Here is a 21,744-nt window from a genome sequence, read left to right as displayed (position 1 = left end):
GGCGGCCTACGGATGCGTCGGACGGGCGCCGTGCGGTGCTCCGTGGCGGAGGCGGCGGCGCGGGGAGGAGGTCACCAGGCGAGCGGCAGGGTGCGGGGGTAGCGCCAGATCGACCCGGTGTGCCAGTCGAGTTCGGACGGCGGGACGGCGAGCCGCAGGCCGGGGAATCGCCGCAGCAGGGTGCCGATGGCGACCTGGAGCTCCATCCGGGCCAGGTGCGCGCCGAGGCAGTGGTGCTGGCCGTGGCCGAAGGCCATGTGGGTGGGGGCGCCGCGGTCGAGGTCGAGTTCGTCGGGGCGCTCGTACATCGCCGGGTCGCGGTTGGCGGTGAGGTAGGAGACGTGGACGGCCTCGCCGGCCCGGATCAGCACGCCGCCCAGCTCGACGTCCTCGGTGGCGACCCGGGCGATGCCGACGCCCTGGCGGAACGGGATGAAGCGCAGCAGCTCCTCCAGCCCGCGCGGCAGCAGTTCGGGCTGGGCGCGCAGCTTGGCGAGCTGTTCGGGGTGGGTGAGCAGGGTGTAGGTGATGTTGCTGAGCTGGTAGGTGCTGGTGTCGTGGCCGGTGACCAGCAGGACCATCGCCATGACGGCCAGCTCCTGGTCGTCCAGCAGTTCGTCGCCGTCGCGGGCGGTGGCGAGGGAGCTGATCAGGTCCTCGCCGGGGTGGGCGCGGCGGGCGGCGGTCAGCTCGGTGAAGTAGCCGCGCAGCGCGGCCTTGGCGGCTTCCTGGCCGGCCCGGCTGCCGGGGCCCATCGTCATCATGGCGACGGCGTGGCCGCGCAGTTCGGCGCGGTCCTGCTCGGGGATGTCCAGCAGCTCGCAGATGGTGGTGAGCGGGAGCCGGCTAGAGAGGAAGTGCACCAGGTCGGCGGGGGAGCCGTGTTCGGCCATCTCGTCGAGGTAGCCGTCGACGATCCGCTGGGTGGCCGGGCGCATCCGCTCGACCTGGCGGTTGGTGAAGCCCTGGGCGACGAGGCGGCGCAGCCGGTTGTGGGCCGGCGGGTCCATCAGGTTGATCGCCTCGGCCTGGGCGATCGGGGCGGGCGTCATCCGGGGCAGGTCGCGCCCGATGCCGGCGGCGCGGCTGAACCGCCGGTCGGTGGTGACGATCCGGACGTCCTCGTAGCGGGTGGCCAGCCAGGCCTCGCCCTCGCCGTGCGGCAGTCGGATCCTGGCGATCGGGGCCTCGGTGAGCAGCCGCTTGAGGAGCGGGTCGAACTCCAGGCCGTCGGTGTGGTTGAAGGGGCAGTCCCACACGGGGGCGGAGGTAGTCACGGGCCTGTCCAAATGTCTTGGAAATGCCGCCCGAACGGTCATTTCTCGTTCGGGCGCGGACAGAGAGATGTTCCCCCATGAACTGGCAAAAATGTGAATCAGACCGGGAGTTAGCTCTAACGAGTTAGATAGCTGATTGTCATGCGAATCAAGGGAGTTGACTGGACGTCAACCGGAACCTCCTCCCGGCGAGACCAACCCGGTCTCGTACGCGAGGACGACCGCCTGGGCCCGGTCGCGCAGGTCGAGCTTGGCGAAGATCCGGGCGACGTGCGTCTTCACCGTCGACTCGCTGAGCGTCAGTTCGGCCGCCAACTCGGTGTTGGACAGCCCGCGTCCGAGCAGCGCCAGCACCTCCGCCTCGCGCGGGGTGAGCGGGGCGAGGTTTCGGTGCAGCGGCGGGCCGTCGGTGCCGGGGGCGGGACGCGGGGCGCCGGCCGCGAAGCGTTCGACCAGCCGCCGGGTGATCGAGGGGGCGAGCAGGGCGTCCCCGGTGTCCACCAGGCGCACGGCGGCGGCGAGATGGGCGGAGGTGACGTCCTTCAGCAGGAAGCCGCTGGCCCCGGCGGCGAGGGCGGCGTAGACGTAGTGGTCGAGGTCGAAGGTGGTCAGCATGATCACCCGGCAGCCGGGCGCCCGGGCGAGGATCCGGCGGGCGGCCTCCAGGCCGTCCATGCCGGGCATCCGGATGTCCAGCAGCGCGACGTCCGGCCGGTGCGCGACGGCGGCCGCCACCGCCTCGGCGCCGTCGGCGGCCTCGGCGACCACGTCGATGCCGCGCGCGGTGAGGATCATCCGGAAGCCGGTGCGGACGAGCTCCTGGTCGTCGGCGATCACCACCCGGGGGCGGCGCTCCCGCTCCGGCTGCTGCTCCGGCCCCCGCTGCACCTCGGCCCCGGTCACGGCCGGTCCAGCGGGATGCGGGCGCGGACCCGGTAGCCGCCGCCGAGCCGGCGCCGGGCGTCGAGGTCGCCGCCGTACACGGCGACGCGCTCGCGCAGGCCGAGCAGCCCGCGCCCGGCGCCGTCGGCCGGCCGGGCGGGCTGCGCGGGCGCGGCGTGGGCGCCCACCAGCACGCTCGGCCCGCTGTTGAGCACTTCCACCCGCAGGTAGTGGTCCGCGTAGCGCACCGTCACCTCGGCCGTCACCCCGTCCCCGTGTTTGAGCGCGTTGGTCAGCGCCTCCTGGATGATCCGGTACGCCGTCACGTCGACGCCGCCGGGCAGCGGTCTCGGCTCGCCCGAGATCCGCACCTCCACCGGCAGCCCGGCGAAGGCGAACCGGTCGATCAGCGGCCCGAGGCGGCTCAGGCTGGGCTGCGGCGCGAAACCGTCCGCCTCCTCCCCGGTGCCGTCGGCGGCCGGGGCGAGCAGTCCGAGCAGGTGCCGCAGCTCGGTCATCGCGTCGCGCCCGGCGGCCTCGACGGCGCCCATCGCCGCCGCCGCCTCCCCGGGCATGGTGGCGATCACCTCGCGCGCGGCCCCGGCCTGGACCACCATCAGACTCACGTTGTGGCTGACGATGTCGTGCAACTCGGCCGCGATGCGCGCCCGTTCGGCTTCCACGGCGGTACGGGCGGCGCTCTCCCGCTCCCGTTCCAGCAGCCAGCCGCGCTCGCCGATGGCCGCCCGGTGCAGCCGCCGCGCCCGGGCGAGCGCGACGCCCAGCCAGCCGGCCGCCGCGACCGCCGTACCCGCCACCGCCGCACTCGCCACCGCTACGGCGGCCCAGTTCGTCCCCGTTCCCCACACGCCGCCAGTTTCCCAGTCCAGGCCATGATCGACATCATCCGGGGGTGCCGCCCGCGTACATCCCGGGTACTACGGCCGCCCCGGCTACACCCCGGGTGGGACGCCGGGCCCGGGGGCCCGCGCCTACCGTCGTCCACCATGAGCAACGACCACGACGGGACCACCCCGCCGGACGACGCGCAGACCGTCGTCGAGCTGTCCGGGGTCCACAAGGAGTTCGGCGACGCCAAGGCGCTCGACGGCGTCGACCTGCGGATCCGGGCGGGCGAGGCGGTCGCCGTGATGGGCCCCTCCGGGTGCGGCAAGTCCACCCTGCTGAACATGGTCGCCGGGCTGGACCGGCCGACCTCCGGCACCGTCCGGGTGCACGGCCAGGACCTCGGGCGGCTGAACGAGACCGGGCTGGCCCTGTTCCGCCGCCGCCACATCGGCATGATCTTCCAGTTCTTCAACCTGATCGACGACCTGCCCGCCCTCGACAACGTCGCCCTGGCCGCCCAGCTGACCGGCACCACGGCCCGCCAGGCGCGCCGCCGCGCCCTGGAACTGCTGGACGAACTCGGCGTCGCGCACCGCAAGGACACCTACCCGGCCGCACTCAGCGGCGGCGAGCGCCAGCGGGTCGCGGTGGCCCGGGCCCTGATGAACCGCCCGGCGCTGCTGCTCGCGGACGAGCCGACCGGCGCACTGGACAGCCGCTCCGGCGAGCAGGTGATGGACCTGCTGATCGACCTCAACCAGATCGGCCAGACCCTGCTGATCGTCACCCACGACCCCGACCTGGCCACCCGCTGCGCCAGCCGCCTGGTCGAGGTCGCGGACGGCAAGGTGGCGCGCGAGCGGGCCCTGGAGGCGTCCGCATGACCGGCGCCGTGTGGCGGGCGTCCCGGGCGGCCGTGAAGCGCCGCCGGGTGCAGACCTTCGTGATCGGCCTGGTCGTCTTCTGCTCCACCACGACCGTGCTGCTCGCCCTCGCGGTGATCAGCGCCGCCCGGGCGCCCTTCGACGACGCCTTCGCCGCCGAGCGCGGCGCCCACGTCGTCGCGGCCTTCGACCCGGACAGGGCCTCGGCGGAGCAACTGGCCGCCACCGCCCACCGGCCGGGCGTGGAGGCCGCCGCCGGGCCGTTCGACCAAGCCGTGGTGGAGATCCCCACCGACTGGGTCGGTCGCCCGCCGGGCCCGCTGACCCTGGTCGGCCGGGCCGATCCGGCCGGGCCGGTGGACCGGGTGCGGCTGCTCGGCGGCCGCTGGGCCACGGCGCCCGGCGAGGTGGTCATCCAGCAACCGGGCGGCGGCGCCGCGACGACGTTCCTCGGCACCTCGCTCACCACCGCCACCGGGCTGAAGCTCACCATCGTCGGCTTCGCCGGCAGCATGAGCCAGTCCGCCGGCGGCTGGGTCGTCCCCGAGCAGGCGGCCGCCCTGCACCCCACCGGCCGCCAGATGCTCTACCGCTTCGCCGACGCGGACACCGAGCAGCAGCTGACCGCCTCCCTCGGCGCGGCCACCGAGGGCCTGCCCGAGGACGCGCTCGCCAGCGCGCAGTCGTACCTGGTGCTCAAGCAGGCCTTCTCCGCCGGCGCCGACGCCTACCTCCCGCTGATGACGGTCTTCGGCGTGCTCGGCCTGGTCGTCGCCGCGCTGATCGTCGGCAACGTGGTGAGCGGCGCGGTGGTCTCCGGCTACCGGCACATCGGCGTGCTGAAGTCGATCGGCTTCACCCCGCGCCAGGTGGTCACGGTCTACCTGACCATGGTCTCGGTGCCCGCGGTCGTCGGCACGGTCCTCGGGACGGCGGCCGGCTGGGCGGGGGCATACCCGATCCTCAAGACCGCCTTCAGCGGCATCTCGACCGGCACCGCCGTGATCGAGCCGGCCGGCTGGCTGCCCGCCGCCACCCTGGTCGGCGTCCCGCTGCTGGTCGTCGCCGCCGCGTTCGTCCCGGCCTCGCGCGCCCACCGGCTCTCCGCCGCCCAGGCGATATCGGCCGGCAGCGCGCCGCGCACCGGGCGCGGGCTGAAGGTCCAGCGCCGGCTGAGCGGCACCCGGCTGCCGCGCGCCGTCAGCCTCGGCCTCGGCCAGCCCTTCGCCCGCCCGGGCCGGACGGCGCTGACCATGGCGGCGATCGTGCTCGGCGTGGTCACCGTGACGGTCACCACCGGCCTGAGCAGCACCCTGGCCAGGAGCATGGCCCCGGCCGACGACAAGACCCACGTCAACGTGCAGACCGGCCACTTCCAGAGCAACCCGACCGAGCCGCGGCTGACCCCGGCCCAGACCGAGGCGATGCTGCGCGCCACCCCCGGAGCCGCGCAGGTCGTCACCCGGGGGCTGGTCCGGGTGGGCGTGGTCGGCCACACCCAGCCCGTCTTCATGGACTTCTACGGCGGCGACGACATCGCGGCCACCAGGTGGCTGCGGGTGGTCAAGGGCCGCCCGGCGACCGGGCCGGACGAGGTCCAGGCCGGGCCGGCCTTCCTCGACCAGCGCGGGCTCAAGCTCGGCGACCGGATCACCCTGACCCTGGAGGGCCGACAGCTGGCCGTCACCATCGTCGGCGAGGAGATCCAGGGCAACGCGAACGCGATCACCTCCAACGACGCCACCCGGGCCGAGCTCACCCCCGACCCGCACACGGTCGAGTACGACGTGCGGCTCGCCGACGGCGCCGACACCGCGGCCTACCGGAAGGCGGTCACGGACGCCGACCCGAGCCTGACGCCCTCGGTGGTCACCGCGAGTTCGGTGGGGCCCGTCGTCGCGATCCAGACCTTCAGCACGGTCTTCACCGTCCTGTTGTCGGTGGTCGCCTCGCTCGGCGTCTTCAACACCCTGCTGCTCACCATCCGCGAGCGCCGCCGGGACATCGGCATGCTGAAGTCCATCGGCATGACGCCCCGCCAGGTCGTCGCGATGACGGTCACCTCGGTGGCCTGGCAGGGCGCGCTCAGCGGCGTCATCGGCATCCCGGTCGGGATCGTGGTGCACCGGCTGATCGCCGAGAACGTCCGGATCCTGGCCTTCCCGGAGCACATGATCGACGTCTGGGGCGCCCCGTTGCTCGCCGGGCTCGCACTGGCGGGCGTCGCGATCGCCGTCCTCGGCGCCCTCGTCCCGGCCCGCTCGGCGGCCCGGCTGCCGATCGCCGAGGTGCTGCACAACGAGTGAGCGGGGGCGTCGCGCGGCCGGCCCGCGGGCAGCGCACGGCCGGCCGGGCGGTTCGTCGCCCGGCCGGCCGTGCGCTGCCCGGCGGGCCTTCGGCCGCATGGCTGACGCCGGGTCAAGGCCCGGCGGTCGAGCGCCTATCATCGCGCCATGGCCACCGCTGAGCTGATCCGCATCGTCTCCCGCTCCTCGCCCATGGCGCTCGCCCAGGTCGAGCGGGTCCGCGCCGAACTCGCCGCCCTGTACCCGGGCCTGCGCACCGAGGTGGTGCCGGTCACCACCTCCGGCGACCGCTGGATGGGCGACCTCGCCCGGCTCGGCGGCAAGGGTGCGTTCACCAAGGAGGTCGACGCCGCGCTGCTCGCCGGGGAGGCCGACGTCGCCGTGCACTGCCTCAAGGACGTGCCCGCCGACCGCCCGCTGCCCGCCGGCACCGTCTTCGCCGCCTACCTGCGCCGCGACGACATCCGCGACGCCCTCGTCCACCCCGGCGGCCTGACCCTCGCCGAACTGCCGCCCGGCACCCGGATCGGCACCTCCTCCGTTCGCCGGGTCGCCCAACTCGCCGCCTCCCACCCGCACCTGGTGTGCGTGCCGATCCGCGGCAACGCCAACAGCCGGCTGGCCAAGCTGGCCGCCGGGGAGGCCGACGCGCTGCTGCTCGCCGTCTCCGGGCTGGAGCGGATCGGCGAGCAGGCGCGGATCACCGAGATCCTGGACCTCGACGCGATGTGCCCGCCGATCGGCGCCGGCATCCTCGTCCTGCAGTGCCGCGAGGACGACGTCGTCACCGTCGACGCGGTCGCCGCGCTCGGCCACCGCGACACCTGGCGCGAGGCGGCGGCCGAGCGGATGTTCCTGCACGTCCTCCAGGGCCACTGCAACAGCCCGATCGCAGGCTACGCCAAGGCCGAACCGGACGGCCGGCTGTCGATGCGCGGCCGGGTCTTCAGCCCGGACGGCAAGCAGGTGCTGGACGCCCACGAGTGGGCCGGCGCGCTCAGCCCCGAGGACCTCGGCACCTCCACGGCGCTGGCACTCAAGCGGCAGGGCGCACAGGAGCTGATCGCGGGCATCCCGCACTGATCTCCGGCATCCCGCACTGATCTCCGGCTCTGCGACCGCTACCGGAACAGCAGTTCGGCGAAGCGGTCCACCTGGTCCACCTCGGGGGACCAGCAGTACAGCATCACCTCGTCCGCGCCGATGGCCGTGAAGCCGGCCACGGCGGTCCGGATCGCCTCCGGCGTGGTGAGCAGGCCCTCCTCCATCCGGTCGGCACGGCCGCTGGACTCGTAGTACGCACGGATGTTGCGCCGGGCCTGCTCGACCGTCTCCGCCGAGCCGAGGACGGCGTTCGCCTGGGCGACCAGCCGGGGCCGGCCGTCGCGGCCGTGCCGCTGCCAGGACTTCTCGACGTCCTGGAACAGCCCGGCCATCGCCTCCGGCGGCACCCCCGCGCCGAGGAAGCCGTCCCCGAACCGGCCGACCCGGTCCAGCGCGGCCGGGGCGAAGCCGCCGAACAGCACCTCGGGGCCGCCCGGCGTCACCGGCGCGGGCCCGACCGGGCCGACCCCGTCGCCGAACGACTCACCGGCCCAGAGGCGGCGCAGCACCGCCATCCGCTCGTCCAGGAGCCGGCCCCGGCGGCGCGGGTCGATGCCGGCGGCCAGGAAGTCGTCCTCCCGGCCGCCGACGCCGAGGCCGAGCGTGAACCGCCCGCCGGAGAGCAGGTCCAGGGTGGCGGTCTGCTTGGCGAGCAGCGCGGGGACGTGGTGCGGCGCGAGCAGCACCTCGGTCTGCAGGCGGACGCGGGACGTGGCGCCGGCCAGGGCGGCCAGCGTCACCAGCGGCTCGGGGTTGTCGAACACCACCCGGTCCGCCAGGCCCAGCGTGCTGAACGGGCCGGCGTCGGCCCGCCGGGCCCACTCGAACAGCAGGACGGGGTCCTGGAGGGGCAGACCGAGGCCGATCTTGACGGCCTGCGGGGCGGCTTGCGGGGCGGCTTGCGGGGCGGGCTGCGAGGTGGGCTGCGAGGTGGTCTGAGGGTCGGGCTGCATGGGGATCATCCTCCGGAGGGCAGGCCGCATACGGGCGCCGCCCCTCCGCGGGCCCGCGCGCGGTGCGCGGCCCTGCTCCCCGTCCTGCGGCTCGTCGTTCCGGGGAGCGTGCTCGTCGGAGTGCGGCGACGGTGGCGCGAGGTGTTCCCTGGGTCCAACGCCGTTCCCCTCGCGTCCGTGCCTGGAATGATGCCCGGTAATCGCCGGAGAGTTGACGATTGGCCATGCCCGGCGTCCGAAATCGGCTCGCCCGGGGGGCGCGGGAACCGGCAGAGTACCCCCATGACGAGCGCGGGACTGGACGACGACGGCTTCATCGCACGGGAGGGCTCATTGGGCCGGGTGCCCCGGGCGTTCGCACCCGTGGTCGTCGCCGCCCGCACGCTGATCGCCGAGGTCTTCGACCGACCCCGGCTGCACAGTGCCTACCTCTACGGCAGCATCCCGCGCGGCACCGCGATCCCCGAGGTCTCCGATCTCGATCTCCTGCTCGCGCTGAGGCAGGAGCCCTCCGCCGCCGACCGGGCTGATGCCGGTGCGCTCGAAGCCCGGCTCGATGCCTCCTTCCCGCAGGTCAACGGTGTCGGAATCCTCCTGTTCAGCGCCGACACGCTGCTGAGCGAGCTCGAACGTCACGATCTGGGCTGGTTCGTGGCCTGCCTGTGCACCCCTTTGCTCGGTGACGACCTCGCCGCCGGACTGCCCCGCTACCGCCCCACCTCCACGCTCGCCCGCGAGACCAACGGTGATCTCGCCCTTGCCCTCCCGCGCTGGCGCGAGCGGGCGGGCTCGGCCGGTACGCCCGCCGAGCGCCGGGCGCTCAGCCGCGCTGTCGCCCGCCGGATCGTGCGGACGGGCTTCACCCTGGTGATGCCGCGGTGGGGTGGTTGGACCAGCGATCTCACCGAGTCCGCCGGGGCGTTCGCCCGTTACTACCCGGAGCGCGCCGAGCAGATGCGTCTGGCGGCGACCGTGGCCCGTACGCCGACGGCGGACCCGACCGTCCTCAAGGTGCTCACCGAGGACCTCGGGCCGTGGTTGGCGGCCGAGTACACCGCCGTCCACGGGGAGAAGACGCCCCGGACCTGAAATCGGACACGTCCTGTCCTACGCCCGGTGCTCGGGCAGCCAGTGCTGCGCGTAGGCGACGGCGTCGCGGAGGCGGAAGAGGCGGGTGGTGGCGGCGCCGACCGTGGCGTGGCGGACGGCCTTCGGGCGGTCGGCCTCGAAGGCGGTGCCGAGTTCGGCGAAGTCGTCGGCGCAGATGGCCCGGTCGCGGACGGTGAGCCGTTGGCGGCCTTCGGGGGTGAGGGCGGCGAAGGAGATGTCCTCGCTCGGGCCCGGGACGCGGTATTCGGCGAGGTGGAAGCAGGTGCAGGAGCCGAAGTCGACGCCCAGCAGCAGGACCTGGGCGTCGCGGTCCTCCAGCCGGGCGAGCGGGCTGGACTCGCCGAGCAGGCAGTCGAGGGCGTGTCCGTCGGTGGTCTCGGCCGCGCCCGGGCCGAGGGCGGCGAAGGAGGTCTGCGGGTGGGCGCTGCGCCGGGCGCCGGGCCAGGTCCGGACGGTCTCGGGGATGGCGCCCATTCCCAGGGTGGGGCTCACCTGCGGGTCGTACGCGGGCCAGGACGCCCGGATGTCGGGCCACCAGGCCTCCGGCACCGGCGGGTTGGACCAGCCGGCGGGGTCGGAGTTGTCCCCGGTGTGGGTGGGGACGACGAGGGTGCCGGTCGGTCCGAGGGCGTCGAGCAGGGCCTGGACGACGGTGACCGGCCCGCCGGAGACCCAGCCGAGGGAGCGCAGCGAGGAGTGCGCGAGCAGCGTGCCGCCGGGTTCGACCCCGGCGGCACGCAGCTCGGCGGCGAGGGACTGGCGGGTGCAGAGGGGGCCGTTGACGCGCATCGGGCCAGCTTGCAGGCCGGTGGGGCCGGTGCGCCAGCGGGTTTTTCCCTCGCCCGGACGCCGCCCGGGCGCCGCCCGGACGCCGCCGCTGACGCACTGCCAAATTGGTCTCGACCATTTGGTCTTGACCATTGCTTTGGGTTCGGGAGTGGAGGAGGATCACCGCGAAGCGCCGGGGGGCGGACTCCGGCGCTCCTCTTGGAGGGAAGAAGGCACCGGCATGGCAATGCGCAAAGCGGTTTCCACCATGGCCCTTGCTGGACTGCTGGCTGCGGGCGGGCTGATGGCCGCCCCGGCTGCTCAGGCATCCACGAGCGTGACGACCGGATACGTCTATGTCGGCATGTACCCGAGCGGCGCCGCGTGCGACGCCGCGGGCCGGGCCTACGTGGCCCGGGGCGAGGCGGTCAGCTACTTCTGTGATGTCGCCCCGAACACGGCCCGCCTCTCCATCTGGGCCTGAGCCGGGTAGGCGCGCGGGAGCGGCAGGCCGCCGGCCGGGCGGCCTGGCCTTGAACTCCCCGTGATAGTCGACGGTCGCGGAGCAGGAAGTCGGTCCGGCCGACTTCCTGCTCCGTCTGTAGGTGGCCCTGCTCGTCGGTGCTCGTCAGCGCTTGTGAGCGCTCGTCAGTGCTCGTCAGTGCTCGTCCGGGAGGAGCGGGAAGAGGCGGGCCACGGCGGCGACCGGGCGGGCACCGTCAGGGCGGCCGGCCGGGTCGGCCTCGCGGTCGCGGTAGCGGGCCAGCACCTGGCGGACGGCCTCGCCGACGGCGGCCAGTTCGGCGGGGGTCAGGTAGAGGACGGTGCTGAACGCCTCGTCCTGCCGCCAGTCGGCCGGGGCCGTGTCGCGGCGGGCGAGCCAACGCTGGTAGCTCTCGTCCTCCAGGCCGCGCGCGAGGTCCCCGAACTCTTCGGCTGCGGAGGGATGGTGGGGCTCGTGGGGCTGCTGCGGGAGCCGCCAGGGGCGGGCGCGGCCGTCGGTGGCGGGAGCCTCCTCGATGAGGCCGTGGCGGGCCAGCTGCCGGAGGTGGAAGGAGCACAGGCCGGAGCTGTACCCGGTGGCGGCGGCGGCCTCGGTGGAGGTGAGGGCGGCCTTCTCGGCGAGGAGGCCGAGGAGCGCGGTGCGTACGGGGTGCTGGGGGAGGGCGCCGGTGGCGGGCGCGGTGAGGTCTTCGGTGTCTTCGGCGCCTCTGGCATCTTCGGTCACTTTGCAAAGTCTGCTACTTTGCAAAGTCGATGACAAGCCGTCATCCTCGCCGTCGTGTCGACGGTGTCGACGAGGGAGCGCCGATGTCCGAACCGCGTGAACGCCCGACCGTCCTGCGGATCACCGAGGTGGGGGAGGACATCCTCCGCCGCACCTGCCGCCCGGCGACCGGGGAGGACTACGGCAGCGAACGGCTGGCCCGCCTCATCGAGGACATGTTCGCCACCATGCAGGTCGCCGACGGCTGCGGGCTCGCGGCCAACCAGGTGGACGTGGACCTCAGCCTCTTCGTCTACGACTGCCGCGACGACCAGGGCGTCCGGCACGTCGGCCACGTGCTCAACCCGGTCGTCGAGCCCCGCGAGCCCGGCCGCCGGCTGATCGAGGACACCGAAGGCTGCCTCTCCGTCCCCGGCGCCGGCACCGAACTCGCCCGCCCGGCCGAGGTGGTGGTGCACGGCTTCGACCAGTACGGCGCCGCCGTCACCATCGAGGGGACCGGCTACTTCGCCCGCTGCCTCCAGCACGAGACCGATCACCTGAACGGGCAGCTGTACATCGACCGGCTGTCCGGCCGGGACCGTAAGCGGGTCCTGCGCCAGACCGCCGACCGCCGGGAGGACGTCTTCGCTCAGCGGGCTCAGCGGGCCCAGCGCGCGGCCGGGGCGGCGCGCTCGTCGGCCCGCTGACCGCTGACCGCGCCCGACCAGGGCCTCGGCCGGCTGGCGCACCGGAGGCGCCCGTGAGGGCTGTCGGCGCGAACTGGTGTTCAGTAGCATGAAGTCGCCAACGCCCGTGGCTCCGAGGGGACGAGTGACTGTCGAGTGCCTACCGTGACCGCAAGCAGCCTGGCCTTCGACGTCGTCGACATCGACGTGGACGCCGATCTCACGCTGGGCCCCGACACCGCCGAGGACCGGCCCTTCCGCCAGGTCGGCCGGACGGACTTCGACCTGGACAGCCCGATCCTGACGGAGCCCGCGCCGCAGATCACCCAGATGGACTTCGAGGTGGACGCCCCGGGCCTGATGGATCCCCCACCGCAGGTCGTCCAGATGGACTTCGCCGTCGATATCGCCTGACGCCGCCGACACCGACTGACGCCGCCCGATGGACCCGAACCGCCCGTACGGCCGCCCCTTCGACCGCTTCCCGACCCGCCGCGAGCACGAGGACCGCTGGGCGGAGCTGGCCCGGGCCATCGCCGCCGCCCCCGGGCCGGACCGCCCCGAGCTGGACGGCGGGCGCGCCGAACCAGCCACGCCCAAGGGCGAGTTGACCGTGCTCGGCTCCGGCATCGAGGCGGCCGGGTTCACCCGCGCCGACGAGCGGCTGCTGCGCGAGGCGGACCACGTCTTCCACTGCGTCGCCGACCCGGTGACGGTGGTGCGGATCAAGGCCTGGCGGCCCGACTCCTACGACCTCGGCGTCCTCTACGACGACGCCAAGGACCGCTATCTGACGTACGTGCAGATGTCCGAGGCGATCCTGCACTTCGTCCGGGCCGGACGGCGGGTGGCGGCGGTCTTCTACGGCCACCCGGGCGTGTTCGTCCTCTCCAGCCACCGCGCCGTCCGGATCGCCCGCCGCGAGGGCCACGCGGCCGTGATGCGGCCGGGGATCAGCGCGCTGGACGTCCTGTGCGCCGACCTCGGCGTGGACCCGAGCAGCCCCGGCATGCAGACCTTCGAGGCCTCGGACCTGCTGATCCGCGGCCGGCGGATCGACCCGGGCCTGCACCTGGTGCTCTGGCAGGTCGGGCTGGTCGGCGAACTCGGCTACCAGCGGACCGGGTTCTTCAACCACCGGCTGCCCGTCCTGGTCGACCGGCTGGAGGAGGTCTACGGCCCGGACCACGCCGTGGTCAACTACATCGGCGCCCGCTACCGGGGCACCGCCCCCGTCACCGACCGGCACACCGTCGCCGGGCTCCGGGACCGGGCCGTGCAGCGGACCGTCACCAGCGCCTCCACCTGGTACCTCCCGCCGGCCGTCGCCGCCCCGGCCGATCCGCGGATGCTCGAACGGCTGGGCCTGATCCGGCCCGGCCAGACCGTGCGGCCGCCCACCGGCCCGGTCCGGACGGTCGACGACTACGGGCCGCGCGAACTCGCCGCCCTCGACGGCTTCACGGACTTCCACGTCCCCGGCGGCTACCACTGGCAGGAGGACACGCCCGCCGCCCGCTTCGTCCTCGCCCTGGGGGAGGACGGCGCCCTGCGCGAACGCTTCGTCCGGGAGCCCGAGGCGGCGGTGGCGTCCTGGGCGCCGCCGGATCTCGCCGACGCCGAACGCGCCCTGCTGGCCCGCCGCGAGGACGCGGCCATGCAGGCCGCCGCCAAGGGCCGCTACCGGCGGCCGACCCCGGAGGCGGCGCGGCGGCTGCGTGCCCTGCTCACCCGCAAGTCGGAGGCGCGCGCGCTGCTCCGGTCGGTGCGCGACGGCGGGCCCGGGGGTGGTCTTGGAGTCGATGGGAGCAACATTCGGCGGGACCTGGACACTGTCCTCGCCGAGGCTCTGTACCCGTGGACGGGCCTCTACGGCACGCCGGACGGCGACCTCGACGTCTACGTCCTGGGCCGCGCCACCGACCCGCCCCGGCACCGGATCCACGTCAACGGGCGGCGGATCACCGGCCCGCGCTACGCCCACGGCGTGCTGCGCTGGCGGGTCGAGGACGGCAACGACTGCGGCGGCGAACTGCGCACCGAGGTCGGCCGGGACGGGCGGCGCCGGCTGGTCGGCGCGGTGTGGCCCGCCGGGCGGGTGGCGGCGGCGGAGTTCTCGGTGCAGCTCGCCGAGTACGTCCTGCCGGACGTGCCTCCGCTCGCCGACCTGGTCGGCGACTATCGGGCGGCGGACGAGGCCGGGCGCGAACTGGTCGTCTCCGTCGGCCCGGGCGGGGACGGCCCGACGCTGCGGGTCCGCGTCACGGTCGACGGCGTGCCCACGGCGGCCGCCGTCGTGGTCGGCCCGGCGGGCTTCGAGGTGGACGGCGTCGCCGTCCCCTACGCCCAGGCCGTGGCGGCACCGGCCGTGCCGCCGTATCTGTACGGCTGCTACCGGGTGCAGCTGCCGGGTGGCCGCGGCGCGCAGCTGCGGGTGGCCGAGGACGGCGTCGCCCTCGACGAACAGCCGATCCGCCACGCGGAGTTCACCGGCAAGCGCCTCACCTGGCGCGACGGCCCCGCACCGCTGCCGTCCGCCGAACTGACCCTGCTGCTCGACCCGATCACCCTGCACCCGATGCTCACCGGCACCGGCCGCGCTCCTGGCGGCCCGATCCTCACCGACACCGACACCGGCACCGACACCGACACCGACACCGGCACCGACACCGGCACCGGCACCGGCCGCGCGCTCGACGGCCTACCGCTGCCGGTGGTCGGCATGGTGCCGGTCGCCGCCGGGGAGGCCGAACGCCTGGCCGCCCGACCGCAGTTCGGCCTCCCGGCCGGGCCGTGGGCACACCTGACGGCGCTGGCCGCCGAGGCGAGCCACGGCGGCGGCCTGTTCTGGTGGCACGGCTGGGAACAGTCCGCCACCGCCCTGCACACGGTGCGGCGCGCGCTCTGGGAGGCGGGTCTCTAAGCTCGCGGATCCGGGGCGGGAGTCAGCCGCCGGACGCGCAGCACGGCGGTCAGCATCGGGAGGGCGAACTCGCCGTGGGCGGTCTCCGGCCTGTCCGCGAGGAACGCGCGGATCCGGCCGAGCCTGGCCTCCCGCTCCTGTTCGGGCATGACGAGCATGCCCGCGCGGGTCGCGAGGGTCGCGACGAGGGAGTCGGCGGTGCGGAGCTGCCCGTGCGGGAACTCCTCCTGTTCCGGCGAGCCGAACCGGGCGGCCGCGCCGGTCTTCGGAAGGTGCATGCCGGTCGTCTCGGCGCGCCACCCGGCGGGCGTGTCACGCGGGCCGATGGTCTCGCCCCCGCTGATCTGCGCGAGCCCGTCGACCCAGGCGACCTGGTCGTCCAGCACGTTCCACAGGCCGGCCAGGACGCCACCGGGGGCGAGGACCCGGGCGATCTCGGGCCCTGCGGCGGCCATGTCGAACCAGTGCATGGCGTTGCCGGCGACCACGGCGTCGACGGAAGCGTCCGGCAGCGGAATCGCCTCCGCGCTCCCCGACAGGGCACGGACCTCCGGCAGCGAACGGCGCAACTCGGCCAGCATCGCCGGGTCGGGCTCGACCGCGATGACCTCGGCACCCAGCGCGGCCAGCACGCCGGTCAGCTTGCCGGTTCCGGCGCCGAGGTCGAGCACGCGCGGGCCGGGAGCGGGTTCGAGCGCCCAACGCGCCGCGTCCTGCGCGTAGTCCGGGCGGTGCTCGGCGTACGCGATCGCCGCCGCGCCGAACGACGAGGCGTGGAGTGAGCGTTGATCTCGATCCATGCGGTCACGCTAGCCGCGCCGCTGCCGGCCGGCCACCTCCTTCACCCCGGGCTGCCACCGCCCACGCATCGGCGATCGGATCGACGTCGACAATTCGAGCCCTCCGACGCCGTCATGATGGCCCGTAGGGAATGTCGACGCCGAAATCGGGGACTTGTCGGGGGGCCACCCGGATGCTGCACCCCCGCGCGAGTGGAAAGAATCGCCGCCATGAAGACAATCCGGCGGGCAACCAGATACGCGGTCAGCTGTGCCACCGCCATGGCGATCATCCCCCTGAGCGTGTCGGCCCCAGCTGTCGCGGCACCCGCCGCGACACCGCTGGCGGCGTCCAGTGCGCCGACGGCCCGGACGACGAGTGCGTTGTCGTTGCCGAGGCCGACCGGGTCGTACGCGGTCGGTCGTGACACCCTGCACCTCGTCGACGATCGGCGCGCCGATCCGTGGGCACCGCAGTCGGGACCGCGACAGTTGATGGTCGACCTCTACTACCCTGCCCGCACCAACAGCGGCACGCCTGCCGCGTACATGAGCACCGCCGAAGCGTCGGCGCTGATCACCTATGCCGGTCTGTCGGGGGCCCTCGAACCGGCTCGCCTCGCCGACACCCGTACCTGGGCCCGGGCCGACGCGGCACCGGCGCGGGGCCGCTACCCGCTCGTCGTGCTGTCCCCCGGTTTCACGGTGCCCCGCTACACCCTCACCGCGCTGGCCGAGGAACTGAGCAGCCGGGGATTCGTGGTGGCGACCGTCGACCACGCCCACGAATCGGCGGCCACCCGCTTTCCGGACGGCATCCTGCCCTGTACGGCGTGCGACGAGTACAACTCCGGCGCCGCCACCCAGGAACAGATCGCCGCAGGCCGCGCCCGGGACGTGTCCTTCCTGCTCACCGAGCTCACCGGTCCGCGCCCGGTGTGGCGGTACTCCACGCTCATCGATCCGGCGAGGATCGGCATGGCCGGACACTCCGTCGGCGGCGATGCGACCCTGGCCGCCATGGGCGCGGACCGACGCGTGCTGGCCGGTGTCGACCTCGACGGCGCCATCACCCCACCGGTTCCCGCGACCGGCATCGACGGCCGCCCGGTCCTGCTGATCGCGGCCGCGGACCCGAGCGGCCCGGACATCGTGCCGTCCTGGAAGAGCAGTTGGCCGAACCTGGACGGATGGAAGCGCTGGCTCACCGTCGCCGGCGCCGACCACTACACCTTCACCGACCTGGACTACCTGGTCAACGAGAGCGGCGTGCTGCCCATCCCGAACGCCCCCCGGTCGATCGCGATCACCACCAGCTATGTCGGCGCCTTCTTCGAACGCCAACTCAGGGGAACCTGCGAGCCGTTGCTCAACGGCCCCAGCCGGGACTTCCCCGAGGTGACCTTCACCAGCCCCTGACCGGCACGGACGGAAGAAAGGGCCCCGGCGCCACGGAGGCGGCCCGCCCGCATCGAGGCGACGGTCATGCCGGATGCCCGCCGCTCGTCACCGTCCGCTGCGTGAAGGACTTCGGCCTCCAGACCCGGATGGAGACGGCAGCCTCGGGCCTTCAGGTGGCGGCGGTCGGGGCGAAGTCGACGAAGGCTTGCCAGGCGGCGGGGGAGAAGGTGAGCTGGGGGCCGTCCTTGTCCTTGGAGTCACGGACGTGGACGGCGGCGGTCGTCTCGGCGATCTCGACGCAGGCGGCGTTGTGGCTGCTCTTGTCTTGAACCAGACGAGTTCCATGCCTTCTGGCGGTACGCCGACGGCCCACCGCTGCCTAGCGGTGGGCCGTCGGGACAGTGCTCAGACCTCGGCGGTCGCGGCGAACGCCACGAACGTCTGCCACGTGGCCGGCTCGAACGCCAGCTGCGGGCCGCTCTTGTCCTTCGAGTCACGCACGTGGACGACACCGGGGGTCTCTGCCACCTCGACGCAAGCGCCACCCTCGTTGCCGCTGTAGCTGCTCTTGAACCATGCCAGCTCGGTGCTCATCGTTCTCCCAGGATCTTCTCGATCAAGGCCAGGGACTCCTCGGGACCAAGGGCCTGCGCCCTGAGGATGTTGTAGCGCGCGTTCATGATCCGGACTTCCTCCGGGTCGGCGATCAGCCTACTGCTCGTCTGTACCTCGATGTAGGCGTGCTGAGGCCGACCCTTTGGTGCGATCAGAATGAACGGCCCGCCCATTCCGGCGTGCTCAGCTCTGTCCAGGGGCAGCACCTGGATGACCATGCCGCGGGTCCGCCCGACCTCCAGGAGCCGGCGGAGCTGGGCTGCATGCACGTCCCACCCTCCCAGGGGTCTGCGTAGTACGCTCTCGTCGATCACCCAGCTGAACATCCCCCGGGGCCACCGGGTCAGTACCTCCTGGCGCGCCATTCGCGCGGCGACCCGCATCTCGATCACCTCCTCTGACAAGGGGGGCTGCCTCATTGCGTAGACAGCTCGGGCGTGCTCCTCGGTCTGGAGCAACCCGGGGATGTCGAGCGTGGCGAAGTCATGGGACTCGATTGAGTCGACCTCCAGGGTTGCGTACCCACGGAACCAGGCCGGGTGTCGCAGCCGCGCCTTGGCCCGCGCCCGCATCACGTCGTCCTTCGTGATGGCCAACAGGCCGCCGGCGTTGAGGACTTTGTCCGCCGCCACCAGGAACTCCGGCTGCGGGGTGCGCTTTCCGCGCTCCACCGCGCCGATCAGGTGCTCCCCGTAGCCGACGCGTTCGCCGAGTTCCTTCTGCGTCATCCCGGCCCGCTCCCGGAGCAGCTTGATCTGCTTCCCGATGGCGCGGAAGAAGTCCGACACCTCTCCCAGGTCCTCCGGCAGTTCCGTACGAACGTCGTCGCTTGACTCGATGTTCCGCGCTGCACCCACCGCGATCACCCCGCTTGTGATTCGGTCACACGAACAAAAGCTGTCCGCAGCTGGACAAGCACTCTCCGTACCCCCCAGATGCATGGTCAGCGTACGTCCGCACCGTCACGATTTTTTCCATGACGACCGACATCCCCCTCGACAGTCCCCGCCGCCACACCATCACCCTCGCCGCCACCCCCAAGGGCGCCGCGATCTGCCGGCGCATCGCCAGGCGTCAACTGACCACCTGGGGGGTGAACTTGTCCCACACAGAGCCGTACTACTCGGCTCTCCTGATCGTCGCGGAGCTCGCCGCCAACGCGACGACCCATGGCCGCGTTCCGGGGCGCGGCTTCGAGCTTCACCTCTGCCTCACCACCACCGTGCGCCGGGGCACCACCCTGCGCATCGAGATCTCGGACTGCCGGGGCGACCGTTTCCCCGCCCTGCCCGCCGTCCTCGCCCCCAACTCCCAGTCAGGGCGCGGCCTCACCCTCATCGACGCCCTCGCCGACCGCTGGGGCACCATCCCCCGCCACCCCAACGCCAAGACCGTCTGGGCCGAACTCGATCTCCCCGTCGCCCTCGATGCGTCCTGACGTGACCTGGGGCGCCGCGACCGCCTACACCCTCCTCCCGTTCGCCCTCCTGCTCGCCCTCCTCGCCTGGATCTACCCCCTCACCGCCGGTCACCCGACCGTCCACCACCCCCACCCGATTCCGACCCCAACCCCAGCCCCCGTCCGCTGAATACGGCATGGGAAGTCGGCCCCACCGACTTCCCGCGCCGAACCGACCCCGGACTCACTTCCCGGGCAGCCGCACCTGGCGTGAGTACACCGGCGGAGTGCCGTCCGTGACGGCGGGCTCCGCGTAGCACTCAAGGAGCAGATCGCCGTGCAGGTCTTCGAGTTCGTACGGCGCCTCCTCCAGCAAGGCATCGGCCCACACCTCAAGGGGCGCCCTCGTCAGTGCGGCGTTCGGGACGGGGACGAGCGGTCCCCGGTCCATCGCCTCCCACGCCGCCGTGCCGTCCGCACGGAACAGCAGTCGCCACCAGTACGGCTGCAAGTACGGCTTCTTCCGCTGCAACGAGACCAGCTCCCGGTGTCCTTGAGGCGAGGCGGTCGTACCCCGACATCCGTGAAATGACGGCCCCCGGGGCCGAGCGGTTGCCCTGGCGCAGCCCGTGCAGCGACCGAGCCCGCCTCTTTCCGGAGACCTCGCGTGGTCGACGGTCGACCTCCCGCCGAGTCGGGACCTGTTGCGACAGTGGATCCGTGGAGCGGAACGCCGCGCCGACCGGGGAGGTCGTGCGCGGCGTTCGGCGAACGAGGGGGAGAGCCGGGGTCTGCTGCGAAGTGTTGGTCACGGCCTCCTCGCCGTGGCGGCTGACGAGGACACGGTGCGTGACGTCGTTCACCGCGTCAACGAGATCGGCTTGGCCTGTCTGGACCCTCAGTGGGCGGGAGGCCGTCCCCGCCAACTCAGTCTTGAAGACGAGAACTTCGTCGTCAAGACGGCCACCACCCGCCCGACCAAGCTCGCCCAGCCCTTCACCCGCTGGTCCATCCGCAAGCTCGCCGCCTACCTCCGTAGGGTTCACGGCCGGGTGATCCGCATCGGCCGCGAGGCCCTGCGCCGCCTGCTCGCCCGACGCGGCGTCACCTTCCAACGAACCAAGACCTGGAAGGAGTCCACCGACCCCGACCGCGACGCCAAACTCGATCGGATCGAGCACGTCCTGGAGCACTTCCCCGACCGCGTTCTCGCGTTCGACGAGTTCGGGCCGCTCGGCATCCGCCCCACCGGCGGATCCTGCTGGGCCAAGCAGGGCCGACCGGACCGGGTCCCGGCGACCTACCACCGCACCCACGGCGTGACCTACTTCCACGGCTGCTACTCCGTCGGCGACGACACCCTCTGAGGCGTCAACCGCCGCCGCAAGGGCACCGCCAACAGCCTGGCCGCGCTCAGGTCGATCCGCGCCGCCCGCCCCGACGGCGCCCCGATCTACGTGATCATGGACAACCTCTCCGCCCACAAGGGCGCCAAGATCCGCCAATGGGCCCGGAAGAACAAGGTGGAGCTGTGCTTCACCCCGACCAGCGCCTCCTGGGCCAACCCCATCGAGGCGCACTTCGGACCGCTGCGGCAGTTCACCCTCGCCAACTCCAACCACCCCAACCACACCGCCCAGACCCGTGAACTGCACCGATACCTCCGTTGGCGGAACGCCAACGCCCGCCACCCCGACGTCCTGGCCGCCCAACGCCGTGAACGCGCCCGCATCCGCAGCGAGAAGGGACTCCGCTGGGGCGGACGCCCCCTCGCAAGCGCGGCAGCATGACCCTGGACGGATGAACCCTCCTGACCGCAGCCATAGCATCGCCTGATGCGCTACATCGACAACCGAGACGTCAACGAGGCCGTGACCGAGATGGTGCGGGTACTCGGCCCGCACGACGCGGAGGACTGGTCGGTACCAGCAGGTCCGCTGGAATGGAGCTGCTGGACGACGGCCGCCCACATCGCCCATGACCTGCTGGCCTACGCCGGGCAGATCGCCGCACGCCCTACGGACGCCTACCTGCCCTTCGATCTCTCCGTCCGCTCGGACAGCTCCCCGCGCGAGGTGCTCCAGGTGGTCACCGCCTGCGCAGGGCTACTCGGCAGTGCACTGGCCACCGCCAGCCCGGAGGTCCGGGCCTGGCACTGGGGTCCCTGCGACCCGTCAGGTTTCGCGGCAATGGGTGTCGCCGAGGTTCTCCTGCACACCCACGACATCACGCAGGGGCTGGGCGTGCCGTGGCTGCCCCCGGCGCCGCTCTGTGCGGCAGTGCTCCACCGGCTCTTCCCTGATGCCCCACCCGGTGACCCGGCTCATGTCCTCCTCTGGTGCACCGGCCGGGGCGACCTGGACGGCCATCCCCGCCGCAGCTCATGGACATGGCAGGCGGCGGTGGCCGAGTGATCAGACCTACCGCGGGCAGACGGAGGGACGCCCCAAACGCGGCGAACCATCCCGGTCGCAGCACTAGTGTGATGCGCCACAAATCATGGGGGTAGTAATTACCGTGATGCCTGGACGACTGGGTTGATCTTGGCGAGGTAGTCGGCGAGGGACTTGAGGATCTCGTCGGCGGTCTTGGTCCAGG

At 73.0% G+C, this 21,744-nt stretch carries 23 protein-coding genes and 1 pseudogene; 13 read left to right on the top strand and 11 right to left on the bottom strand.

Features of this window, described 5'->3' with window-relative positions:
• Nucleotides 1–71 precede the first annotated feature (71 nt).
• The 3 genes from ACIP37_RS20915 to ACIP37_RS20905 form a co-directional block, all read right to left on the bottom strand.
• On the bottom strand, nucleotides 72–1,319 hold the full coding sequence (locus tag ACIP37_RS20915) for a cytochrome P450 (protein WP_400844247.1): 1,248 nt from the start codon (nucleotides 1,317–1,319) through the stop codon (nucleotides 72–74).
• 126 nt (nucleotides 1,320–1,445) lie between these two features.
• Nucleotides 1,446–2,180: a response regulator gene (locus ACIP37_RS20910; RefSeq protein WP_400844244.1), complete on the bottom strand. Its 735-nt coding sequence runs from the start codon at nucleotides 2,178–2,180 to the stop codon at nucleotides 1,446–1,448.
• Nucleotides 2,177–3,028, bottom strand: coding sequence for a histidine kinase (locus tag ACIP37_RS20905; protein WP_363584013.1), 852 nt, complete (start codon nucleotides 3,026–3,028; stop codon nucleotides 2,177–2,179). The genes ACIP37_RS20910 and ACIP37_RS20905 overlap by 4 nt, the downstream gene beginning before the upstream one ends.
• A gap of 138 nt (nucleotides 3,029–3,166) precedes the next feature.
• Between ACIP37_RS20905 and ACIP37_RS20900 the strand changes: the two genes are divergently transcribed.
• The 3 genes from ACIP37_RS20900 to hemC all read left to right on the top strand — a co-directional run bounded on the left by ACIP37_RS20900 (nucleotide 3,167) and on the right by hemC (nucleotide 7,281).
• Nucleotides 3,167–3,892, top strand: a complete 726-nt coding sequence (locus ACIP37_RS20900; protein ID WP_363630214.1) for an ABC transporter ATP-binding protein — start codon at nucleotides 3,167–3,169, stop codon at nucleotides 3,890–3,892.
• Nucleotides 3,889–6,198 carry an ABC transporter permease gene (locus ACIP37_RS20895; RefSeq protein WP_400844239.1) on the top strand — a complete coding sequence of 770 codons (2,310 nt, stop codon included), beginning with the start codon at nucleotides 3,889–3,891 and terminating at the stop codon, nucleotides 6,196–6,198. The genes ACIP37_RS20900 and ACIP37_RS20895 overlap by 4 nt, the downstream gene beginning before the upstream one ends.
• 147 nt (nucleotides 6,199–6,345) lie before the next feature.
• A complete protein-coding gene (gene hemC, locus ACIP37_RS20890) occupies nucleotides 6,346–7,281 on the top strand; it encodes a hydroxymethylbilane synthase (protein WP_363584007.1) in 936 nt (311 codons plus the stop codon).
• Nucleotides 7,282–7,319: 38 nt separating this feature from the next.
• Here hemC and ACIP37_RS20885 read toward each other — a convergent pair whose 3' ends face one another.
• Nucleotides 7,320–8,255 (bottom strand): LLM class flavin-dependent oxidoreductase, encoded by a 936-nt coding sequence (locus tag ACIP37_RS20885; protein ID WP_363630211.1) that lies wholly within the window; start codon nucleotides 8,253–8,255, stop codon nucleotides 7,320–7,322.
• A 282-nt stretch (nucleotides 8,256–8,537) separates the two neighbouring features.
• Here ACIP37_RS20885 and ACIP37_RS20880 point away from each other — a divergent pair, with 282 nt between their 5' ends.
• Nucleotides 8,538–9,344, top strand: coding sequence for a nucleotidyltransferase domain-containing protein (locus tag ACIP37_RS20880; protein WP_363630209.1), 807 nt, complete (start codon nucleotides 8,538–8,540; stop codon nucleotides 9,342–9,344).
• A gap of 18 nt (nucleotides 9,345–9,362) precedes the next feature.
• On the opposite strand, the gene ACIP37_RS20875 is transcribed toward ACIP37_RS20880, so the two are convergent.
• The gene (locus ACIP37_RS20875; RefSeq protein ID WP_363630208.1) at nucleotides 9,363–10,154 is read right to left on the bottom strand and encodes an AAC(3) family N-acetyltransferase; all 792 of its coding nucleotides are present in this window, start codon (nucleotides 10,152–10,154) and stop codon (nucleotides 9,363–9,365) included.
• A 220-nt stretch (nucleotides 10,155–10,374) separates the two neighbouring features.
• Here ACIP37_RS20875 and ACIP37_RS20870 point away from each other — a divergent pair, with 220 nt between their 5' ends.
• Nucleotides 10,375–10,617, top strand: coding sequence for a hypothetical protein (locus ACIP37_RS20870; protein ID WP_363584000.1), 243 nt, complete (start codon nucleotides 10,375–10,377; stop codon nucleotides 10,615–10,617).
• A gap of 174 nt (nucleotides 10,618–10,791) precedes the next feature.
• Here ACIP37_RS20870 and ACIP37_RS20865 read toward each other — a convergent pair whose 3' ends face one another.
• The gene (locus tag ACIP37_RS20865) at nucleotides 10,792–11,361 is read right to left on the bottom strand and encodes a winged helix-turn-helix domain-containing protein (RefSeq protein WP_400844235.1); all 570 of its coding nucleotides are present in this window, start codon (nucleotides 11,359–11,361) and stop codon (nucleotides 10,792–10,794) included.
• A gap of 83 nt (nucleotides 11,362–11,444) precedes the next feature.
• On the opposite strand from ACIP37_RS20865, the gene def reads away from it, so the two are divergent.
• The 3 genes from def to ACIP37_RS20850 all read left to right on the top strand — a co-directional run bounded on the left by def (nucleotide 11,445) and on the right by ACIP37_RS20850 (nucleotide 14,952).
• A complete protein-coding gene (def, locus tag ACIP37_RS20860) occupies nucleotides 11,445–12,050 on the top strand; it encodes a peptide deformylase (protein ID WP_400844232.1) in 606 nt (201 codons plus the stop codon).
• A 144-nt stretch (nucleotides 12,051–12,194) separates the two neighbouring features.
• Nucleotides 12,195–12,443 carry a hypothetical protein gene (locus tag ACIP37_RS20855; protein WP_363583994.1) on the top strand — a complete coding sequence of 83 codons (249 nt, stop codon included), beginning with the start codon at nucleotides 12,195–12,197 and terminating at the stop codon, nucleotides 12,441–12,443.
• Nucleotides 12,444–12,471: 28 nt separating this feature from the next.
• Nucleotides 12,472–14,952 carry an SAM-dependent methyltransferase gene (locus ACIP37_RS20850; protein ID WP_400844229.1) on the top strand — a complete coding sequence of 827 codons (2,481 nt, stop codon included), beginning with the start codon at nucleotides 12,472–12,474 and terminating at the stop codon, nucleotides 14,950–14,952.
• Here the strand turns inward: ACIP37_RS20850 and ACIP37_RS20845 are convergent.
• Nucleotides 14,949–15,752: a class I SAM-dependent methyltransferase gene (locus tag ACIP37_RS20845; RefSeq protein WP_400810734.1), complete on the bottom strand. Its 804-nt coding sequence runs from the start codon at nucleotides 15,750–15,752 to the stop codon at nucleotides 14,949–14,951. The genes ACIP37_RS20850 and ACIP37_RS20845 overlap by 4 nt on opposite strands.
• 210 nt (nucleotides 15,753–15,962) lie before the next feature.
• On the opposite strand from ACIP37_RS20845, the gene ACIP37_RS20840 reads away from it, so the two are divergent.
• Complete coding sequence (locus ACIP37_RS20840; RefSeq protein WP_400810732.1) at nucleotides 15,963–17,150, top strand: alpha/beta hydrolase family protein; 1,188 nt, start codon at nucleotides 15,963–15,965, stop codon at nucleotides 17,148–17,150.
• 151 nt (nucleotides 17,151–17,301) lie between these two features.
• On the opposite strand, the gene ACIP37_RS20835 is transcribed toward ACIP37_RS20840, so the two are convergent.
• From ACIP37_RS20835 to ACIP37_RS20825, 3 genes are read right to left on the bottom strand one after another with little or no spacing between them, the layout of a single operon-like run.
• Nucleotides 17,302–17,505, bottom strand: a complete 204-nt coding sequence (locus ACIP37_RS20835; RefSeq protein WP_400810731.1) for a DUF397 domain-containing protein — start codon at nucleotides 17,503–17,505, stop codon at nucleotides 17,302–17,304.
• 32 nt (nucleotides 17,506–17,537) lie between these two features.
• A complete protein-coding gene (locus tag ACIP37_RS20830) occupies nucleotides 17,538–17,726 on the bottom strand; it encodes a DUF397 domain-containing protein (RefSeq protein WP_400810729.1) in 189 nt (62 codons plus the stop codon).
• Nucleotides 17,723–18,610: a Scr1 family TA system antitoxin-like transcriptional regulator gene (locus ACIP37_RS20825; protein WP_400334493.1), complete on the bottom strand. Its 888-nt coding sequence runs from the start codon at nucleotides 18,608–18,610 to the stop codon at nucleotides 17,723–17,725. Before ACIP37_RS20825 ends, ACIP37_RS20830 begins: the two co-directional genes overlap by 4 nt.
• Nucleotides 18,611–18,723: 113 nt before the next feature.
• Between ACIP37_RS20825 and ACIP37_RS20820 the strand changes: the two genes are divergently transcribed.
• On the top strand, nucleotides 18,724–19,185 hold the full coding sequence (locus ACIP37_RS20820) for an ATP-binding protein (RefSeq protein WP_363583979.1): 462 nt from the start codon (nucleotides 18,724–18,726) through the stop codon (nucleotides 19,183–19,185).
• Nucleotides 19,175–19,336: a hypothetical protein gene (locus ACIP37_RS20815; protein ID WP_363583978.1), complete on the top strand. Its 162-nt coding sequence runs from the start codon at nucleotides 19,175–19,177 to the stop codon at nucleotides 19,334–19,336. Before ACIP37_RS20820 ends, ACIP37_RS20815 begins: the two co-directional genes overlap by 11 nt.
• Nucleotides 19,337–19,390: 54 nt before the next feature.
• On the opposite strand, the gene ACIP37_RS20810 is transcribed toward ACIP37_RS20815, so the two are convergent.
• A complete protein-coding gene (locus tag ACIP37_RS20810; RefSeq protein WP_400810727.1) occupies nucleotides 19,391–19,678 on the bottom strand; it encodes a hypothetical protein in 288 nt (95 codons plus the stop codon).
• Between the two features lie 259 nt (nucleotides 19,679–19,937).
• Between ACIP37_RS20810 and ACIP37_RS20805 the strand changes: the two are divergent.
• Nucleotides 19,938–20,936, top strand: a pseudogene (locus ACIP37_RS20805) (IS630 family transposase).
• 45 nt (nucleotides 20,937–20,981) lie between these two features.
• Nucleotides 20,982–21,560 carry a hypothetical protein gene (locus ACIP37_RS20800; RefSeq protein WP_400810726.1) on the top strand — a complete coding sequence of 193 codons (579 nt, stop codon included), beginning with the start codon at nucleotides 20,982–20,984 and terminating at the stop codon, nucleotides 21,558–21,560.
• The last annotated feature ends 184 nt before the right edge of the window (nucleotides 21,561–21,744 follow it).

Source organism: Kitasatospora sp. NPDC088861 (assembly GCF_044750105.1).
GTDB lineage: Bacteria > Actinomycetota > Actinomycetes > Streptomycetales > Streptomycetaceae > Kitasatospora.
The sequence above is the reverse complement of the archived record's forward strand: the minus strand, read 5'-3'. Positions and strand labels throughout refer to the sequence as shown.

Bases quoted from the DNA above. Each gene is read 5' to 3' on its own strand.
- ACIP37_RS20915 (WP_400844247.1), bottom strand. From the start codon at position 1,319: ATGACCGTTCGGGCGGCATTTCCAAGACATTTGGACAGGCCCGTGACT.
- ACIP37_RS20900 (WP_363630214.1), top strand. From the start codon at position 3,167: ATGAGCAACGACCACGACGGGACCACCCCGCCGGACGACGCGCAGACC.
- ACIP37_RS20895 (WP_400844239.1), top strand. From the start codon at position 3,889: ATGACCGGCGCCGTGTGGCGGGCGTCCCGGGCGGCCGTGAAGCGCCGC.
- hemC (WP_363584007.1), top strand. From the start codon at position 6,346: ATGGCCACCGCTGAGCTGATCCGCATCGTCTCCCGCTCCTCGCCCATG.
- ACIP37_RS20885 (WP_363630211.1), bottom strand. From the start codon at position 8,255: ATGCAGCCCGACCCTCAGACCACCTCGCAGCCCACCTCGCAGCCCGCC.
- ACIP37_RS20880 (WP_363630209.1), top strand. From the start codon at position 8,538: ATGACGAGCGCGGGACTGGACGACGACGGCTTCATCGCACGGGAGGGC.
- ACIP37_RS20875 (WP_363630208.1), bottom strand. From the start codon at position 10,154: ATGCGCGTCAACGGCCCCCTCTGCACCCGCCAGTCCCTCGCCGCCGAG.
- ACIP37_RS20870 (WP_363584000.1), top strand. From the start codon at position 10,375: ATGGCAATGCGCAAAGCGGTTTCCACCATGGCCCTTGCTGGACTGCTG.
- def (WP_400844232.1), top strand. From the start codon at position 11,445: ATGTCCGAACCGCGTGAACGCCCGACCGTCCTGCGGATCACCGAGGTG.
- ACIP37_RS20850 (WP_400844229.1), top strand. From the start codon at position 12,472: ATGGACCCGAACCGCCCGTACGGCCGCCCCTTCGACCGCTTCCCGACC.
- ACIP37_RS20845 (WP_400810734.1), bottom strand. From the start codon at position 15,752: ATGGATCGAGATCAACGCTCACTCCACGCCTCGTCGTTCGGCGCGGCG.
- ACIP37_RS20840 (WP_400810732.1), top strand. From the start codon at position 15,963: ATGAAGACAATCCGGCGGGCAACCAGATACGCGGTCAGCTGTGCCACC.
- ACIP37_RS20830 (WP_400810729.1), bottom strand. From the start codon at position 17,726: ATGAGCACCGAGCTGGCATGGTTCAAGAGCAGCTACAGCGGCAACGAG.
- ACIP37_RS20820 (WP_363583979.1), top strand. From the start codon at position 18,724: ATGACGACCGACATCCCCCTCGACAGTCCCCGCCGCCACACCATCACC.
- ACIP37_RS20815 (WP_363583978.1), top strand. From the start codon at position 19,175: ATGCGTCCTGACGTGACCTGGGGCGCCGCGACCGCCTACACCCTCCTC.
- ACIP37_RS20800 (WP_400810726.1), top strand. From the start codon at position 20,982: ATGCGCTACATCGACAACCGAGACGTCAACGAGGCCGTGACCGAGATG.